The organism is Mucilaginibacter sp. A5337, assembly GCF_059690695.1.
This window is the reverse complement of record NZ_JCAWEC010000002.1, coordinates 71503-90621: the sequence shown is the minus strand read 5'-3', so window position 1 is coordinate 90621 and position 19119 is coordinate 71503. Positions and strand designations below refer to the sequence as shown.

11 protein-coding genes are annotated in these 19119 nt (G+C 41.9%); 1 reads left to right on the top strand and 10 read right to left on the bottom strand.

Features of this window, described 5'->3' with window-relative positions:
- Positions 1-225: 225 nt before the first annotated feature.
- The 9 genes from AC59JO_RS05510 to AC59JO_RS05470 all read right to left on the bottom strand — a co-directional run bounded on the left by AC59JO_RS05510 (position 226) and on the right by AC59JO_RS05470 (position 14727).
- Positions 226-1392: a FecR family protein gene (locus tag AC59JO_RS05510; RefSeq protein WP_497303943.1), complete on the bottom strand. Its 1167-nt coding sequence runs from the start codon at positions 1390-1392 to the stop codon at positions 226-228.
- Between the two features lie 177 nt (positions 1393-1569).
- Positions 1570-2148, bottom strand: a complete 579-nt coding sequence (locus AC59JO_RS05505) for an RNA polymerase sigma factor (protein WP_413668391.1) — start codon at positions 2146-2148, stop codon at positions 1570-1572.
- A gap of 367 nt (positions 2149-2515) precedes the next feature.
- Positions 2516-4588, bottom strand: a complete 2073-nt coding sequence (locus tag AC59JO_RS05500; RefSeq protein WP_413668392.1) for a glycoside hydrolase family 2 protein — start codon at positions 4586-4588, stop codon at positions 2516-2518.
- Between the two features lie 19 nt (positions 4589-4607).
- Complete coding sequence (locus tag AC59JO_RS05495) at positions 4608-6056, bottom strand: alpha-L-fucosidase (protein WP_497303940.1); 1449 nt, start codon at positions 6054-6056, stop codon at positions 4608-4610.
- An 82-nt stretch (positions 6057-6138) separates the two neighbouring features.
- On the bottom strand, positions 6139-7707 hold the full coding sequence (locus AC59JO_RS05490; RefSeq protein ID WP_413668394.1) for a RagB/SusD family nutrient uptake outer membrane protein: 1569 nt from the start codon (positions 7705-7707) through the stop codon (positions 6139-6141).
- Between the two features lie 14 nt (positions 7708-7721).
- A complete protein-coding gene (locus AC59JO_RS05485; protein ID WP_497303937.1) occupies positions 7722-11006 on the bottom strand; it encodes a TonB-dependent receptor in 3285 nt (1094 codons plus the stop codon).
- A gap of 169 nt (positions 11007-11175) precedes the next feature.
- Positions 11176-12309 (bottom strand): FecR family protein, encoded by a 1134-nt coding sequence (locus tag AC59JO_RS05480; RefSeq protein ID WP_413668396.1) that lies wholly within the window; start codon positions 12307-12309, stop codon positions 11176-11178.
- A gap of 93 nt (positions 12310-12402) precedes the next feature.
- The gene (locus AC59JO_RS05475) at positions 12403-12981 is read right to left on the bottom strand and encodes an RNA polymerase sigma factor (protein WP_497303935.1); all 579 of its coding nucleotides are present in this window, start codon (positions 12979-12981) and stop codon (positions 12403-12405) included.
- A 561-nt stretch (positions 12982-13542) separates the two neighbouring features.
- A complete protein-coding gene (locus tag AC59JO_RS05470) occupies positions 13543-14727 on the bottom strand; it encodes a GAF domain-containing sensor histidine kinase (protein ID WP_413668398.1) in 1185 nt (394 codons plus the stop codon).
- Positions 14728-15388: 661 nt separating this feature from the next.
- Here AC59JO_RS05470 and AC59JO_RS05465 point away from each other — a divergent pair.
- A complete protein-coding gene (locus AC59JO_RS05465) occupies positions 15389-17392 on the top strand; it encodes an alpha-L-arabinofuranosidase family protein (protein ID WP_497303932.1) in 2004 nt (667 codons plus the stop codon).
- A gap of 123 nt (positions 17393-17515) precedes the next feature.
- Here AC59JO_RS05465 and AC59JO_RS05460 read toward each other — a convergent pair whose 3' ends face one another.
- On the bottom strand, positions 17516-19030 hold the full coding sequence (locus AC59JO_RS05460; RefSeq protein WP_497303930.1) for an alpha/beta hydrolase-fold protein: 1515 nt from the start codon (positions 19028-19030) through the stop codon (positions 17516-17518).
- Positions 19031-19119: the final 89 nt, after the last annotated feature.

The following is a 19119-nucleotide window of genomic DNA, read 5'->3' as shown; positions in this document are numbered from 1 at the left end:
ATAAGATTGGGTTAATAAAATGCAGCTCAGGGCTTCGACATCTTGTGCTGCCTGACCTATTTTAAACCGGAAGCGGTGAGAGGCTTCCGGTTAACTTTTGGTCTGTTAATATGAGATTGGTCTGAGATTTATCGTAGTTGTTTATCCATTAAGTTTTGTTTTAGTGATTAGCATTTAGTTTGTTTAGTTGTAAGTAAGTATAAAGTTTAAGGTTAAGGTTAAATATTATTTGCTGTACGATACCTTCACCGTTTTGCCCTCCACCGCAAATTTCATGTTGTTAAGCTCCAGGATCCTGAAAACATCGGTCAGGTTACTGCTCCTTGAAATTTCACCGAAAAATTTCTCCACTGGCATATCGCCTTCATAAACCACATCAATATCATACCAGCGGCTAACCTGGCGCATCACCTCGCGAATATCCTCATCTGCAAATGAGAATACGCCGTTTTTCCAGGCCACTTCCTTATCAATGTTTACCTGTTGTTTACTGATAGCACCATTACCTGTACGGTTTATTAGCGCCTGCTCGCCCGGAACTATAAGCATTGAGCTTGTTGTCGATGTCACCTTTACCGATCCTTCCAACAACGTAGTTTTAACCTGGGCTTCATCAACGTAAGCATTAATATTAAAATGCGTACCCAATACCTCAATGGTTTGCAAGGCCGATTTTACCCTGAATGGCATTGCTTTGTTTTTTGCTACTTCAAAGTAGCCCTCGCCATTGAGTGTTACCACACGCTCTGCTCCTTTAAACACGGTTGGATAAGTTATTGACGATGCGGCGTTGAGCCACACATTAGTGCCATCGGGCAGGATGATTTTGTACTGACCGCCTTTAGGTGTGGTAACCGTATTTTGAGCAGCTTGATCCTGCCCTGTTGCATCGGCCTGATAAACTATCTGACCATTGGCTGTTTTGCTGATTTTTACACCGGCCTGTTTAGCTATTTGCCCATTGGCAGCATCATCAAGCGATATGGTTGTACCGTTGGCTAAAATGAGCGTTGCCTTGTTAGTGCCGGGCATTATACCTTTATAAGTATTTGCCGCAAAATTATCGGCCCTATGATTGTTATGAATAAAAAAGTAAGCACCAACCGAAATAAACAACAGAATTGAGGCGGCCACGGCATACCTGATCCAGCCAGATCTTGAAGGCATCATAACCGGCTTTTTTTCGTATTGTGCTATCCTTTCATCAACGTTTGCTTTAATGGCATCCTTCAGATACAGGTAGTCGGCCTCATTTTCATCAGTAATGAGGTCATCGTTTAAATCAAACAGGTTATAATACGACTCCAGGAATTTAATCTCTTCCTGAGTAGCCTCGCCAAGCCTGTATTTTGTTAGTATTTGTATAAAATATTGTTTGTTCGCCTCGTCCATTTACATCCTTTATATATACATGAGTCGGCAAAATGAAAATAGCCCATGTTAATTGAAAATATTTTTAATGTTTTCTTTAAAAATAATGTACGTTTAAAGTCAAAACAATGAAACATCGATAAGCAATCGGCATTATTGATAAAAATAATGCATTATCATTAAAGAAAAAACGTTTTATCAACCTCTTTGATAAAAATAAAGCAATACATGGAGTAAGAAAAGTGATTTACGAAGTGTAGCAAGGGCCTTCCCCATCTGATTACGGACTGTTTTGGGTGAGATTTCCAACTGATCGGCAATTTGCTGGCTTGAGAGGCCTTCATTAAAGCGCAAATTGAATATAATGCGCTGCTGAGGTGGTAAAGTATCTATAAGCTCATTAAAGGCTCTCAAAAATTCATCATGAAGTACATTGGCATCAGCGCGACCTAAAGGGCTTTCAATTTCCTGGGCGGTATCGGGCAGCGCTGCATAGCGCGACTCCTTTTCCATGTATTTGAAAACCCCGTTGCGGGCCGCAACCAGCAAATAAGCCGGTAAGTTTTCAATTGGCGATTTGGAGCCCCGCACCCATAACTGCACAAAAACATCCTGGGCTATATCCTGCGCGCGCTCGGCATCATTGAGCCTTTTGTATGCTGCATTATAAACCTGTTTCCAGTACTTGTTATATAAAGCATCAAAAGCGGACTTATTTCCGTTGCTAATTAGGATCAGAAGTTCGGTATCGTCGGCTGATAAATCAAGGGGAGCCATGTGTTATTTAAATTTCCTATATATTCCAGGTTAGTTTACACAAACATCATGGTGGTTTAATGCTTAGTTTATGCGCTAAATCCAAATATAGAAATTATCCGGTAAATAAAACCGGCAGGTTTACGTTAGCTTAATTTTAGTTGCGAAACGTCAAAAACAGAGCGGGCCTGACCGTTTTATCCTGGGTATTTTGGTCAGGGACCCGCAGAAAAAAAACATCTCAATAAGTGAGATCAACCACAAACTTTAATATTACTATGCGCTTTACGAAAAGACAAGGAAAGGCCTTAAAAATTAATGCGCAGCCTTCATCTTTCGATAAAGGTTGCGCATATTTGCCACTTTCCACCGCAAACAAGTTCACTTACTATTTCAAATGCCAGGTAATATGATCTGTTATTAATTTACCATTCCGGTATCCTTCTGCTTTTAACTCATTGGCCCCGGGCTGCAGATGTACATTTTTAAAAACAAGATCATACCGGGTAGTCCCCGTTTCAGGCTGGGCAATTTTATGATTATTAAGATACAGGCTAACATTTTTTAAATTGGAGAACACTTTCACAGTTGTTGTAGCCTCAACCCTTACCGAATCCCGGCGGCCGCTGATGTAAAGTACTGGCTCCTCGCTCCAGTTAGCCTTATACCAGTAAAATGCATCTTTCTTTATTTTACGGTCATAGGTGATCAATCCCTTCATGTTACGGGCAGGTACGCCACCGCCATTTGCCGATGGTACCGAAAAATCAAACATATTCCAAACATATGATGCTACCAGGTAAGAATGTTTGGCTATAATACCCCATTGTATTTCATGAAATTTGGTTTGATAGGTCTCCGGCCAAAATTGAGCACCCGGATCGCCCGTTTCGCCAACATTTTCCTGTTGCTGGTTTACGTTAGCCTCCGTTCCGTACTCGGAGAGCACAACTTTATGATCGGGATAATTTTTCTCCAGTCCGGTAACCCAGTCTTCCAGATCAGGTATTTTACCTTCGTACCAGCCGTAATACCGATTGATACCCTGAATGTCGGCGGCCAGGTTTGAGGGGCGGTCCATTTCCCCGTAGCCACTCACGCTCGCGGTAAAACGACCGGGGTCTTCCGTTTTGGCAATATCATTAAGCTCACGTGTTAAAACCGGCACAAAACCATCTGCCGAGCTGGAATAAACTTCATTGTGCAAACCCCAGTTGTAAATTGACGGGTGATTATAATTCTGCCTTATCAATTCGGTAAGCTGCTGTTTAGCGTTCTCCCCTTCCTGGGTTGATACTGCGTTTACAAATGGAATTTCGGCCCAAATCACAAAGCCCATACTATCGCATTTGGAATAAATATATTCGGCCTGTTGATAGTGTGCAAAACGGATGGAAGTTGCCCCTATCTCATAAATCATATCCAGATCAGCCTTATGCTGCTCATTACTCAGGGCGCTCCCATAATCCTGCCACTCCTGGTGGCGGCAAACACCATATAAACGATAAGGCTGCCCGTTAAGATAAAATCCTTTGCCTGGCACAACTGAAAAATACCTTAGCCCCAGCGGCTGGGTAACTTCATCAATTGTTTTTCCCTGTTTAATAATTGATGTAGTAAGCGAATACAGATAAGGATCTTTTCGGCCGTTCCATAAATGAGGGTTGTTTAATGATAATTGCTGCGCAACTATGTTTATACCTTGCGGCTTCACCAGTTCGCTTTGCTGTACTTCTTTTACTATTTTGCCGCCCCTATCCCTGATTATCGTTTTCACGGTTACCTCCTGTATTTGGGCCTCTTTGTTTTCAATTTTAGCAGTTACGCTCAGGTTAGCTTTTTTGGCATTTACATCCTGTTTAATATAAATACCGGGCGAAGCATAATCAATTGTACTGATATTGATTTTACCCGTTACAATTAAGTTTACCGGGCGATAAATGCCTCCATACACACCAAACAGTTTATTATTAATGGGAATAATGTCCGGCCGTTCTTCATTATTTACTTTTACCAGTATAGTGTTAACCGTATCATACCGCAGCGAGTTACTGATATCAAAGCAAAAAGCAGCATAAGCCCCTTTGTGCTCCCCAATCAGTTTATTATTTACGTATACATCTGCAACTGTACCCACCCCTTCAAAACGAATAAAAACACGTTTGCCTTTCCAGTCGTTATTTGCTTTAAAGTCTTTTTTGTAAAAAGCATCGCCCATATAAAAACCTTTTCCTTTCTGGATATCCTTATTATTCCAGGTATGCGGAACGGAGACGTTTTGCCAGTCGGCAGTAGCTAATGCGATGTTAGTTTTATAGGTAGCCTTTTTAAACTGCCAGTCCTGATTAAAAGGTATAAGCTGGCGGGAAGTTGCTGGAATTTGTTGCGCGGCGCTGCGTTCATTGTTAAAGCAAACGGCTGTAATTAATAACAAAAGGTATTTTACACAATTATATTTCATATTCATTTATAATGCCTGCTTAGGTTTTTGCTTTTTCATAGCCACCGGTTTGGCCTTTTGCCGCTTCACCTGTTTCTAAAACAATAACAAAAGGTTTTTTAGGAGTTGTTTGCTGATTAAGGTGAATAAAATATGTGGATGCGCCTATTTCTTCAGGCGTATAATTGGAAACCGCATTATCCAGGCCATACGCTTTCCGGATCACCGTATGTGATGGAGTGACTACCCTTAACAATCCCGACACAGGTATATTGAATACCAGCATATATATTTTGTTGCTCGCGGTACTCTTTATAAAATAACCCCAATCCTGCTTAATGAAACCAGCATACTCTCCGTTGTAAATAGCCTCTTTATTGACGGCCATCCAATCGCCTATGGCTTTAGCCAGGCTAAGTTCTTCTGCTCTCAGGGTTCCATCAGGCTTAGGGCCAAAATTGAGTACAAAATTACCATCCAGCGAAACACATTTAGCCAGCATCTCCAGCAACTCGTCGGCGGTTTTTATATGCCCCTGCCATGTTTTGGCGTAGCCCCATTGATTTTCGGGAATAGTCATTACGCAATCCCAGTCATTGCCGTGAACGTCCGTTATTTTTTCCGGAATTTTGCGCTCCCAGCCTTGCTCGTAATCACCCATCAGGTTACCGTTCGAGTCGAAATGGCGTTTACCATATTCATCAGCCCGAAAGCGGCTGCCTATGATCAGACCCGGGTGTAGTTTTCGCATTTCGGTTTCCAAAGAGTCGGCAAAAGCCGCTTGTTTAACCCATGATTTATCCCAGGTACCATCAAACCAAAGTCCTTTAGCCGATGGATACCGCGTTAACAGCTCAAGCAGCTGGTTACGGGTAAATTGTTTAAAACGATTAAAGGCGATGCTATCATCACGGGTTTTGATATCATACTGCCAATCGGGATTGTGCCAATCCATAACGGAAAAGTATAATATCACATCTATCCCCTGTTTATCGTAAGCCTTTACCAGCGGACCGATAATATCTTTTTTATAAGGCGAATTAGCTACCGTAAAATCGGTGAATTTACTGGGCCATAAACAAAATCCATCGTGATGTTTGGTGGTAATGGTAACATACTTCACCCCCATTTGCTTAGCCACTGCGGCCCATGAATCCGGGTTGAATTTTGTTGGGTTAAAGCGGTAAATTAACGAGTCATAAGCCTGCGGCGATACTTCTTTCCAGGTCCTGATCCATTCGGCCGCGCCGTTATACATTTTGCCGTTCCATTCACCCGCAGGTATTGAATATAAGCCCCAATGAATAAATTGCCCCAAACCATAAGCCCTCCACCGGGCCATGTCTGCATCATTTCTGCGCCCCAGCCTATGGGCGCCATGTTGCAGTTGGATTATCTTTTTTTCCGGAGATGTTACCTCCTGGGCATGTACACTACTGCCCAGAAAGTAACAACATGCAGTAATTATAATCAATAATATCTTTTTCATCGTACCAGATCTCCTCATCACTAATATCTCTTATGTTTAATTGAACAGGCTATCTTAAACCCGCATTAAGACAGCCTAAATTTTAATATCCCGGGTTTTGTGTTAACGTTGCTCCTTTATTTACGTCAATTTCTGATTGCGGGATAGGCAGCAGCATATTATAATCTTTGATAGAACCGGCGGAGGTTGGGTTGTATTTTTTCACCCTTTCTACCAAAGTCCCGGTCCGCATCAGGGTTATACGCCTGTCTTCCTCTCCTATCAGTTCGCGGGCTCGTTCATCCAAAATAAAATCCATATCAATATCCGATGCCTGTACCTGCGGCGCATTAGCCCTGGTACGGAGCATATTGATATCGGCAGCCGCTCCGGCTGTATTACCTTGCTTAAACTGGGCTTCGGCCAGTAAAAGGTAGGTTTCGCCAAGGCGCATATAAATACGGTCTTTATAGGTGATAGTGCCAAATGGATCGGCGCTGGTGTATGAGTTCCATTTGGTGGTATGTGCGTATATATTTTGAATGGTATCGGTGTTGGAAGTAACCACAACCGGTTTTCCGTAATTAGCTGATGCCGGGTCATTATAGTAATACTTACGCTGAATGTTGTAGCGGGAATTCCGCATATCGTTATTCAAATTCAAGCTATATGTCCACCAGTTGGTAGGCCTGATGCGGCCAATACCACGCCCTCCTAACGAGTCGGCAACCAGCATACCCGGAATGTTTACATAAAACGGTACCCAAACCCTTCGGTGCTGATCTGTCGGGCTGTAACCGCCGGGGATATTAGCCTCTTCCACTACCCAGATTGCTTCGGTATTTCCCTGGCTGCGGCGCATGTTACCATAAATAAACATATCAGAAAAAGCATCGCCTGGCAACAGCGAATTAATGCCATAACGATTGCTTACCAATTTGTAAGCACCGCCGGTAATTATTTTGCTCAATTGGGTTTCTGCAAGGGCTGGTTTATTGGCCCGCAGATAAGTGATAGCCAACAATTGTGCGGCTGCGGCGCTGTTAATGCGGCCTTCGGCAGTAACATGGGCGGCATCGGGCAAATTTGCAGCGGCAAAATTGAGGTCATTGATCTGTAAATTGATGATGGTATCTAAAGGAGCCCTTACATAATCTGTTTTAGGGGCGGTTATTGGCGCAGTTATTAAAGGCACGCCCCCAAATAATGTCGACAAAAAATTGTAGGCATAAGCCCTGAAAAACTTTGCCTCGGCTATGTAGCCATTAGCTTGTGCCGTAGTTAAACTCGTGTTGCCAGACTGTGCCGCCTGTATAATTACGTTTGAGGCATTGATAACCTGGTATCCCCAGCGCCAGAAGCTAAGTGAGGCCGCATCCTGCGAATTTAGCTGCGAATAAGTTTCGTACGGGGCCATGGCCGATGTTGTTTGACCGTTACGGGCCACATCCGTACCGGTTTGCAGCAGGGCTATTATGCCCTGATCGCCCTCATACTGGTCTCTTACTATCTTTTGCAGCCCGGTTACCGCTGCTTCAAAGCTTAAAACATCTTTTAGCGTAGATGGTGTATACTGCGTCCGGATGTCTTCGTCCAAAAAACTTTTTTTACAGGAGTTAAATGCAAGCATTCCTGTTATACCTATGAGAAGCAATGAAAATAATCTTTTCATGATTTAGTTTTTAATTATTGTAAAGTAATGTTGATACCTAAAACCGCAGTGGCTACCAGGGGATAGAACGAGCTGCTTTGATTGCCGGCGTAATTATAAAAATCGGTTTCGGGATCCCAGCCTAACCATTTGGAGAAAGTAGCGATGTTGCGTCCGCTGGCATAAACCTGAAAATTGGCTATTTTTAATCCCTCAAGCATCTGCTTTGGGAAATTATAACTTAGGATAACATCCTTAATACGGGTATAAGAGCCCGAAACCGGATAAGTATACTGCCTTGAATTGGTATAGCTCAATGATGGCCGGGTATTACTTTGGTTAGCTGCAGTCCAGTAACCTATCCCTGCCGGAAGATTGATACGCCCTGCCTGATCCCTGTAATCATAGATAGGATTGGGTTTAAGTGCCCCCTGAAAAGTTTGTATAAACGCGCTTAAAGTGAAGTTTTTATACCTGAACGTATTGGTCATGCCGGCAATGTATTTAGGCAGCCTTGAACCCAGATAAGTACGATCAGCAGTATTGATCTTGCCATCGCCATTTAAATCGGCAAACTTCAGGTCGCCGGGCTTGGCGCTGGGGTCAACAGTAAAATCGTCTCCTTTTTGCCATATGCCTATTAGCTTATAATCATAAACAGCCTGTAATTGCTTGCCGAGGAAAAGATTATTGGTGATATCGTCTTTATTATCGCCGTATAATTGAACCAATTTGTTCCGGTTGGCCGAGAAATTGACGTTGGTTTCCCATGAAAAATTAGTTCCTCTGATGTTCCTGCTGGTGATGGAAAACTCAATACCTTTGTTGGCAGTTTTACCGATATTATCCAATATGGTAGTATATCCGGTGATATAAGGGATTTTACGGGATAGCAGCAGGTTATATGTTTTGGTATCATACGCATCGATAGAACCAGTGATACGATCTCTGAGAATAGAAAAATCAACGCCGATATTAAGGCCTTTGGTACTTTCCCATTTTAAATTGCCATTACCGATAGCGCTTGGGACTAAGCCAACAGTGGTAGTACTGCCGTAAATATATTGAGTTGAGCCCAATGTAGTTAAGGTATTATAGGATGATACCCCCTGGTTACCCGATATACCGTACGAAGCACGTAGCTTTAATTGTGATATAGAAGATATTCCTTTCAGAAATGACTCTTCGTTTACGTTCCAGGCTAAGGCAACAGATGGGAAAGTACCATATTTATGGGCAGCGCTAAACCCCGAAAAACCATCACGACGGGCAGTAGCGGTCAGTAAATATTTACCGGCGTAGCTGTAGTTGATACGCACCATTTGCGATAGTAAAGTGCTTTGTGTATAACTTGATGCAGTTTGCTGAATTTGCGCCGACCCTACATTATAAAAATTGGTTAAATCATTAATGAAGGTATTGGCATTTAACGTATTGGTAAAAGTATAGTCCTTTTGCGAACTGTATAGGCCGGTAAAATCAATAGTGTGTTTGCCGAAGCTCCGGTTATAACTAAAAATATTTTCAATGAGCCAGTGGTTTACCTCTGAATTAGATATAGTAGCATGGCCAATAGCATCGCCAGTGTTTCTGCCTGTATAATCGCCGCTCATACCAGGGTTGTAAGCATAACCCGTATTTAATCTGTATTTAAAGCCCTTAATAAAAGCCGGTTTAACCTCTGCATAAAAGTTACCGTTCCAGGTTCTGTTTCTGTTAATGGTAGGCTGATAAAGCCCCAATAACGGATTGGTATATAATGCCTCCGGATACATCGGGTAGATCTGGTAACCACCTTGTGCATTATATTCCTGTCCATACGGACTCATGGTGGTAGCCATATACAGGTTGGATTTACCGCCATCGTAATTATTGTTATTGAAGAACATGTTGGCCCCTGCACTAAGCCATGATGTTATATTGGCATCAAGATTTGAGCGGATGTTAAAGCGATGAAACTGATAGCCCTTTAAAATGCCCTTTTCCTGGGTATAATCACCCGAAACATAATATTTAACATCGGCAGTACCACCGGATACATTGAGGGAATGATTTTGAATAAAACCCTGCTGCGAAATTGCCTTGATCCAGTCGGTTTCCTTTCCATTCTTATAATTATCCTGTTCATACAAATTAGGTACAGGCGCCGGGGTTTTACCAGCTTGCGCGTCATAATCCAGGTTTTTCTGTACATATTCGGCGCCCCCCATTGGCTTCACTTCATGAGCCATATATTCGGGACCAGCCCATGCGCTATATTGTACGGCCGGCTTGCCTGTTTTACCCCTTTTTGTGGTTACGATGATCACACCATTTGAACCCCTGGTACCATAAATAGCTGTAGCTGAAGCATCCTTTAATACCTGCACCGATTCAACATCATTGGTATTGATATCGTTGTATGAACCATTATAGGGCACTCCATCCAAAACAACCAGCGGCGAATTACTTGCTGTAATAGAATGCAATCCACGTACATAGATAGAGCTTACAGAACCAGGTGCAGATGACCCCGAAGTTATGTTCATTCCGGGAACTGAGCCTTCAATAGATTGCAGGATATTGGTAACCGGTAAATTCTCCAGGCGTTGTTTTGATATAGAGGTGATTGAACCGGTAACATCACTTCTTTTTTGGCTACCATAACCTACCACTACCACCTGCGACAGTTCCTTTGAACTTTCCTTTAACGTGATGGTTAATGTAGTTTGATTAGCAACAGGCACCTGCTGATCCTCGTATCCTATTGATGAAATAACCAGTACACTGGTTGGCGGGATATTTTTCAGTTCAAACTTTCCTTCGGCATCAGTAACCGTGCCCCTGTTTCCGCCCTGTACCCTGATGGTAACACCCGGAAGTACCTGCCCCGCTGCATTAACCACAGTACCTTTTATATTGATATTGGCTACAACACTAATAACGGGGAAAGGCTGAATCACCGGGTTCTCATCCTGCTTTTCGGCGGCTTTGATCACTATGGTTTTTTCGAAGAACGTATAATCAAGCGCTGTGCCCATCAAACATTGTTTAATAACCTCATCTAAAGATGCGTTAACAAATCTGGCATCAATTTTTGATGAAGCGTTCAACTTACCGGCCTGGTACAGTACGTCATAGCCGGTTTGTTTTTTTATTTGTTTAAAAACCTGTTTTAATGTCACATCTTTTTGTGTGAGATTAAGTTTTTGGCCAAAAGATGAAGCACTTACCTGCATCATCGTGACAAATAATAAAAAAATGGTAAGTTTCATCATCAACAGTAATTCTGGTACGCGGCATTGCAGCCAACGTAAAAATTCAGGGTAAAATTTATACATTTGGGTATCTGTTTAAGTTAGAAATGGTATTCGACACACTTGTTCGGTTTAATCAGATGACTTTTCAGGGGTGCTTCCAACACCCCTGTTTTCATGACTGATTACCCGGTCTTTTTAGCTTTTTATGGGAATTTCTGCTTCTTGTTCATTTGGTTAATTGGTTTATGGGTTAATTGGTTATAACTATCACATTATCCTGAACCTTGAAATGGGCTACATTAGTTAGCTCAAGCGTTTTAATAACCTGCGATACATTTTTATACTTTGATACCGTACCGCTAAAATTCAAGGCCTGCAGAGATCTATCTTTAAATTCAACCTTAACATTATACCAGCGGGATACTTTTTTCATGATGCTTTCCAAATTTTCATCACTAAATTGGAAGTATCCGTTTTTCCAGGCAACAGCATCGTCGGTATCCACTTCCTCAACATTCAAAATACGGGTACTAACTGTAGACTGCTGCCCGGGCTTAATAACTATGTTTTGATGATTTGTCGCTGCTGTAACCTTCACCGAGCCTTCAATTAATGTGGTAGCAGTAGCTTTTTCGTCGGTATAAGCGTTAACATTAAAATGTGTGCCTAATACTTCTACCAACTGCTGCCGGGTTTTTACCCTGAACGGAGCCGCTTTATTATGAAACACCTCAAAATAGGCTTCGCCAATTAGCTCTACCAGGCGTTCATTACCTGCAAATGTTACGGGATATTTAAGCGAAGAACCTGCGTTTAACCAAACGTGGGTACCATCGGGCAATACAACCTGGTATTGTTCGCCCATAGCAGTGCTCAGGGTGTTAAATTGCATTACAGAGCCGGTAGGTTTAGCATTGTGACTTGTGGTATAAATAAGCTCACCCTTGCTGTTTTTACTAATGGTGACCCCGGTTTCATTGGCAAGCTGGCCATTAAGCGTTTGACTTAATATCAATTTTTTACCATTTGCCAGCGTGAGGGTAGCCTGATTTTTCCCGGGTGCTACGTCATTACTGGCTAAGCGGCCAGATGTTTCCGACCCTTTTTTATACGATAAGAAATAACCACCAACCAAAACAAATATGGCCAACGAGGCCGCGACAGCCATGCCGTACCATAAATATGATCGGTTATTAGATCCTGGATCCTTTTTTATGCGCTCCCAAACCTCGTCAACATCATTTTCACGTTCTTCATCATCCATTAAAAATGGAGATGCCTCATTATGTTCACGATACCAGCTTTCTAAAAAAGCTTTATCTTCGGGAGTGGCATTACCAGCCCTGTAGCGTGCCAGCAATTCATTTAATTCACGTTCTTCCATCCTCATTAAAGGTTTTTAATGCCTTAATTATTAGTAAGGAAATGTCAGGAACGAGAACAGGTAGAAGAAATTGAAATATTTTTTTGAAGGGAATTAACGATATAATAACATAAGCAGGCAGGCCAGGATACCCAATTTTACTTTCAGGATCCGCAGGGCGTTGGTGATCTGCTTACTTACTGTTTGCTCTGATATCTGCAGCTTCCAGGCAATTTCTTTATGGCTCAGGTGTTCTTTTCGGCTCAGTTCAAATACCTGTTTCATTTTAGGCGGCAACATCGCTATCTCTTTTTCAATATGCGCCTTCAACTGATTTTCCCGCACCCTGTAATCGGCTACCACACATTCACGCAGTGAAAACGATTTCATGGAATTAAGATACTTTTCCTGTACCTGGCCGCGGGTTATTTTATTTAATATGGCATTCCGAACGGCCCCATACAGGTAACCGGGTAAATTTCCTGTAAACTCAATATGCTGCCGCTTTGCCCATAAATAGGTAAAAACCTCCTGGATAATATCCATGGCTTCTTCCCTATCACGAAGTTTGTTTACCGCATGCGCGTGAAGGATATATTTATAACGGTCGTAAATCTGTGCATAGGCTAAATGATCGCTCTCTTTTAGCAGAACGATCAGATCATTATCTGTTAAATTATCATAACCTGTCATTGCCTAATATTTTAAAACACGGTCCGTTTTTAGCAAAAGCGTAGCTTTAATCAGCATTGGCTGGCATAACGCAATACATGATCAAATCATTAACGGCTTGTTATTAAATCTTAAAGAATATTGGAAGTTAGGTTATCGGTTTTCCTTTCTGAAAATTAAAGGGTCACAAACACTCCGCAAACGTTTGTGTTCAAATGGATGCTCCTTGCTCAGCTTTATGGTACAACTACTAAAAATATCGTTATAACATATAAAAACTACCCTCTTAATAAATTCTGTCAACCACATTTAACGGATATTATTAAAAAAAATAAAGCCTGTAAGCTTATTCATGATATCAGATTGTATTTAACTTCAAACAAACGTTTGCATACACAAAAAACAGCATTTTTGAATGCTTTGAACGTATATATTGGAGAGTAAGCGGTGCTCTTCATCAGCCTTTTTGAAGATATTTCATCATCCGGGCTCCTATGTGTAAACCCTGAAAACAACAGAGGATCTTTGTTACCTGTTTATGGAAGTACGTAAATGAATATTCCAATCCGGCTGTATATTGCTTCAGGCTGCTACCGGTATCGTAAACCAGAAAGTGCTGCCGATCCCCTGTTCGCTTTCAACCCCGATTTCACCGCCATGTTGTTTCACAATCTCGGCGCAGATATATAGCCCCAGCCCCAGCCCGGCCTGGGGTGCGCCATTTTCTGAACGGAAATACCGCTTGAAGATATGGGGCAATTGATTAGGCCCAATGCCGGGGCCTCTATCTGTAACGTAAATGCGTACAACATCCGTCAATTGGTGTATCCGGATTAAAATAACCGGGGAATCCGGGGCGTATTTTATCGCATTTTCTACCAAGTTAACCAATACCTGTTCTATTTTTTCCTTGTCAGCGAATATTTGAACGGATAGATCACCTTCAATATCCAGTTCATGTTTGCCGGAAACCTTTACAAAATCGCAACAGTTACTAATAAGCTCTCCTAAATCGAAAAACGTTTTTTCGAGATTATATTTTCGCGCGGCAAGCCGGCTTGTATCAAACAGATCATTCACCAAATACGTAAGTTTTTTCACACTCCTGTTAGCCTGTTCAACCATTGCTTTTTGCAAACCAACGGGGCCATCCTGATGGGTATGTAAAACCTGAATCGCAGCTTTTAAAGCCGTAACCGGAGTGCGCATTTCATGACTGGCTATGGCAATAAATTCGTCCCGTTGCTGTAACAACGAAAGATTATCTAACCTTAGCTGTGTTTGTTCCATCGCCACGTCCGCAAGTTTTTTTAAAAGCTTTTTTTCCTTTTCGGCAAGTGAACGGGGCTCGGTATCAATGAGGCACATCGTACCAATAATATAACCGTCTGGCGTAATTATGGGTGCCCCGGCATAAAACCGGATCCGCAATTTATCAGTCACGTAAGGATGGTTAACAAAAAGTTCGTGTTTATGCGTGTCCTCAACCAGGAGCAATTCAGGCTGAAGTATCGCCACCGAGCAAAAACCCACACTCCGGCTCACATATTGAAGCCCGTTCAGGCCAACCTCTGCTTTAATAAACTCGGTATCCGCATTCAAAAAAGAGATATGACTGATGGGACATGAGAACAATTCACATGCAAGCTCGCATATACTATCAAAGGCTTTCTCCCGGTGTGAATTAAAGATCTGGTAACGTTCTAACGCTGCAATTCGCTCTGTATCATTATCCGGTATCAGGTTAATTCCATAAACATTATTCATAAGGCGGTTGTAGGTTTCACAAAAGCTAATATATAATATTTATTAATTAAATTTTATAAGCAACGCGCAAATACATTGTTACCATAGATTCGTTATTATGTAATTGTTTCCAAATCCTTTAAATGTTCATCAATTAACTACTTATCAGGTTAGAAAAGGCAGGCTAACGATATTCAACGAGATTCTCCCTGAACAGATGTTGTATTAATTTAGTAAAATCTGGGTTTGCTGCAATTAGCTGATATCTATTTTCGCTCTTAATCAAATTGTAAACAATCAGGTTAAACGATAGTAATCGCAAAGCCGCATATCTTTTAATTAATGTTAAAACAACAATCATTATTTTAGTAAATAAATTCAAATCAAAAATTTAATGCAAAAACATTGAAAAAAATCACAAATTAAATTTATAATTGTATTTAAAACAATTATAACATAAATTAAGCCAAACAACAGAAACAGGACTGTGGTGGTGTCTGTAATAAAAATATTTGATCATGAGATTGGTCAGATTTAGTTGAATAATGAACGTTCCAAGGTGAGATTTGGAACGTTTTTTAAAAACATTTATTACCAAAACAACAAGCCAGGAAGACTTCCCGGGCCTGTTGATTCCACCGAACAAAGCTGCTTATATATAAATCCAATATAACCTATTACCATGTTAACTTTTAAAAGATTGCTCTTGCCATTAGGCATTGTATTGAACGGCCTTCTTTCGCCGTCGCTGCTTTATGGACAAACCAAACCAAAACTAACGCTCGACTTAAGCCGTGCCGCCGCTCATGTTAGCCCGCGTCTTTACGGGTTAATGACCGAGGAAATCAATTACTCATATGACGGGGGCATTTACGGGGAACTTGTTCGCAACAGGGCATTTCGCGATCATGCCGACAAAGCTGATCATTGGTTTCTGATTAAAGCAGACGGCGACAGTGCATCGATGAAACTGGATACCAAACACCCGGTAAACCAGGCTTTACCAGTCAGTCTTCATCTCAAAACTACCTCAGCAAATACACCTGCTGGCATTGCGAATGATGGTTTCTGGGGCATCCCGGTAAAACCCACAACAACTTACAAAGGAAGCTTTTACGCTTTTACAGAAAATGCTGCGAAAACAGCTATCAGCGCCAGCATCGAATCAACTGACGGCAAAACAGTTTATGCAAAGGCCGAAATTATGGGCATAGGCAGTTCATGGAAAAAATTCACCTACACGCTTACTACGGCACAAACAGCAAAGCCGGCTGCAGATACAAGGCTTGTGCTCAGGCCTGCAACAGCCGGAAGTTATTTCTTCTCGCTTGTATCCCTGTTCCCTCCTACCTTTAATAACAGAACCAACGGCAACCGCCCGGATATCATGCAGCTACTGGCAGATATGAAACCATCGTTTTTAAGACTCCCGGGCGGGAACTATCTTGAAGGCGGGATGTTTTCAACCCGCTTTGATTGGAAAAAAACCTTAGGACCGATAGATTATCGTCCGGGGCATATGGGCACCTGGGGATACCGCTCCTCTGACGGTATGGGATTGCTGGAATACCTGGAATGGTGTGAGGACCTGCACATGGAACCTTTGTTAGCCGTATTTGCGGGCTATGCACTTAATGGCGACTATCTGGAAAAAGGGCCGCTATTAAAGCCATTTGTTGATGAGGCGCTGGAAGAAATAGAATACGTAACAGGTGATACCACCACCGCTTGGGGTAAAAAAAGGGCACAAGACGGGCATCCGGCCCCCTTCCCCCTTCATTATGTTGAAGTTGGTAATGAGGATGGTTTTGACAAATCCACAAGTTACAATGGCCGTTTTGAGCAATTTGCAGATGCCATTAAAGCAAAATACCCAAACATGCAGGTAGTTGCAACCATGGGCGGTAAAGATTGGCTTGGCACAAGATACCCGTTTGATGCCAGCAAGGCAGATGTTGTTGATGAACATTATTACAGAAATGCATTTGAAATGGAAAGCGATGCCGACCATTATGACAACTATGACCGTAAGGGTCCTAAGGTTTTTGTTGGCGAATGGGCAACAAGAGAGGGCTCTCCAACCCCAAATTTCAACTCGGCATTAGGTGATGCGGCCTGGATGACCGGAATGGAACGTAATTCAGACATCGTTATCATGTCATGCTCCGCACCTTTATTTGTTAACGTAAATCCCGGCGGAATGCAATGGGCATCAGATCTTATCGGGTATAATACACTTAGCAGCTATGGGTCACCATCATATTACGCACAGCAAATGTTCAATACCTACAAAGGTGATGAAATAATAGCCATTCAGGGCGAGGGCATTCCTACCCAGCTTCAGAAACTGAACCACAAAGACTCACTGGCATCTGTAAAGCCTAAAACTTATCCCGGATTGTTTTACGTTGCAACCCGTGATAGTAAAACAGGTACTGTGTATTTAAAAGTTGTGAACTGCCTGGCGACGGCACAAAACATTGATCTTGAGCTAAACGGAGCAACAAAAGTTAAACCGGCTGCTAAGGTAATTACCATGAAGGCGGATAAGCCCGAAGATACCAATACCATTACAGAACCCAAAAAGATTGTACCTGTAAACTCAAAATTCAATGGAGTTAAAAATTCATTTAATTATGCGTTTGAGCCATACTCCATTACCATTCTTCAACTGGAAACAAAGTAACGGCTGAGCATCCCGGACATAGTATTATCTTAACGTAAAAACCCGCGCCTCTATTGAAGTGCGGGTTTTAATATAAATATGTATCAAGCTTATAAAAAAGCGAATGATTTTCAGGCGTGAAACCTATCTCTGTCCATACTGCAACGCGTAAGGAATTGGTGTTATTTTCTTTTTGGCAATATTATCGGGCGTTACATACACCAGTTCAAGCTTACGGCCACCTTCTTTTTGAAAATACTCTATTCGTAAAGGGTAAAATCCTTTTTTCAGAGGGACAATATATGATCGTTCGATATCGCCATCGTGCAAACCATCAAGATCAATCATAAGATTGTTATCCAGGTACACTTTGCAGCCATCATCCGAGCCTAATCCAAATATGTAATAGCCATCCTGTTTAACTTCTATTTGTCCGTCCAAAACTAAACCGAAATTGTTTTGGCGGGGCTGTTTATCGATACTGAAAGTACTATCGGCTACGCCTTCTTTAACAGGTTTCAAAGTCTTAAAATCGGGTAGCTTATCCCATTGTCCCTCATAATAAGCATAATGAAATCCACCTGATTGATAGCCCTTTTTTAGCGATTTTGCAGGCAGGTAATTGCCCTCTTTAAATTCGCCACTGGTAGTTTTGTTGAATTTTGCACGACCGGCTATCTGTCGCATGGTAACTTTAGCCGCGCCTGATAATTCTAACTCGGGCTTTACCACAGGCGATGTTAACAATGGCTCTGAACCATCAAAGGTATAATGCACTTTTGTTGTATCGTCGAAATACCAAATCTTTATTGGTTTGCTTTTTAGCACAATTCCGTTTGAGGGATGAAACTCCAACGGTTTACCGCCATAGTCGCTATAGGCAAATCTCAAACCGTCGTACATGTTTTTAAGCCTTACGGTACCGTGCGACTCTTTGGGATAAGCTTTTACCACCCAATCAAAACCTGCCGGCGCATCTTTTTTCAGGAGGCTATCCATTGCATTAATATTCATTTCCTTCATTCCCTGTCCCTCACGGCCGCCAATATAAAGCGCCTTTCCCTTACCCGCCAGCGAAGGTAATTTTTCTTTAACCTGTTTTAGCATAACGCCATTGTCCCACCAATAGCTGGGGTCTCCGGCAATATAATTACTAAAAAGCTGCGGCTCATTTAACAAGGCATAAGTTACAAACACCCCGCCGAATGAGTGGCCGAACAAGGTATTATCACCATCAGACGGATAGGTTTTATCAATGTAAGGTATCAGCTCATCTTTAAAAAATTTCAAAAATTTATCAGCCCCACCTGATGTTTTATTTCCTCCATTATGCGTAGGTAAAAAATCCTTACTACGGTCAGTATTTAATACGCCAACAATGATCATTGGTGGCATCGTATGCTCATCTGCTATAAAATGCTGAATATCGCGCCCCAGTTTAATATTCCAATCGTCGGTTATATACAATACATCGTATTTAGTTGCTGAACCGGCTTTATAGCCATCGGGCAGTATAACCTGGATAACCCGTTTTTCATTTAATACAACCGAATTGATAGAATCGCGTTTACCGGGCATGTCTTGTGCCACGGCGCGGCCGAACTGGTTAAATATTAATACAACAGCAACGGCAAAAAAAAGGTAAGGCTTAGCATTCATAATGGTGATCATTTTGGTTGCAAGTAAGACAACACATTTATCAAGATAGTTACAGTAAAGCTTCGTAAAAAAAAGAGGCTGAGCCTTTT

Coding starts and splice junctions, on each gene's coding strand:
- AC59JO_RS05510 (WP_497303943.1), bottom strand. CDS start 1,392: ATGGACGAGGCGAACAAACAATATTTTATACAAATACTAACAAAATAC.
- AC59JO_RS05505 (WP_413668391.1), bottom strand. CDS start 2,148: ATGGCTCCCCTTGATTTATCAGCCGACGATACCGAACTTCTGATCCTA.
- AC59JO_RS05500 (WP_413668392.1), bottom strand. CDS start 4,588: ATGAAATATAATTGTGTAAAATACCTTTTGTTATTAATTACAGCCGTT.
- AC59JO_RS05495 (WP_497303940.1), bottom strand. CDS start 6,056: ATGAAAAAGATATTATTGATTATAATTACTGCATGTTGTTACTTTCTG.
- AC59JO_RS05490 (WP_413668394.1), bottom strand. CDS start 7,707: ATGAAAAGATTATTTTCATTGCTTCTCATAGGTATAACAGGAATGCTT.
- AC59JO_RS05485 (WP_497303937.1), bottom strand. CDS start 11,006: ATGTATAAATTTTACCCTGAATTTTTACGTTGGCTGCAATGCCGCGTA.
- AC59JO_RS05480 (WP_413668396.1), bottom strand. CDS start 12,309: ATGGAAGAACGTGAATTAAATGAATTGCTGGCACGCTACAGGGCTGGT.
- AC59JO_RS05475 (WP_497303935.1), bottom strand. CDS start 12,981: ATGACAGGTTATGATAATTTAACAGATAATGATCTGATCGTTCTGCTA.
- AC59JO_RS05470 (WP_413668398.1), bottom strand. CDS start 14,727: ATGAATAATGTTTATGGAATTAACCTGATACCGGATAATGATACAGAG.
- AC59JO_RS05465 (WP_497303932.1), top strand. CDS start 15,389: ATGTTAACTTTTAAAAGATTGCTCTTGCCATTAGGCATTGTATTGAAC.
- AC59JO_RS05460 (WP_497303930.1), bottom strand. CDS start 19,030: ATGAATGCTAAGCCTTACCTTTTTTTTGCCGTTGCTGTTGTATTAATA.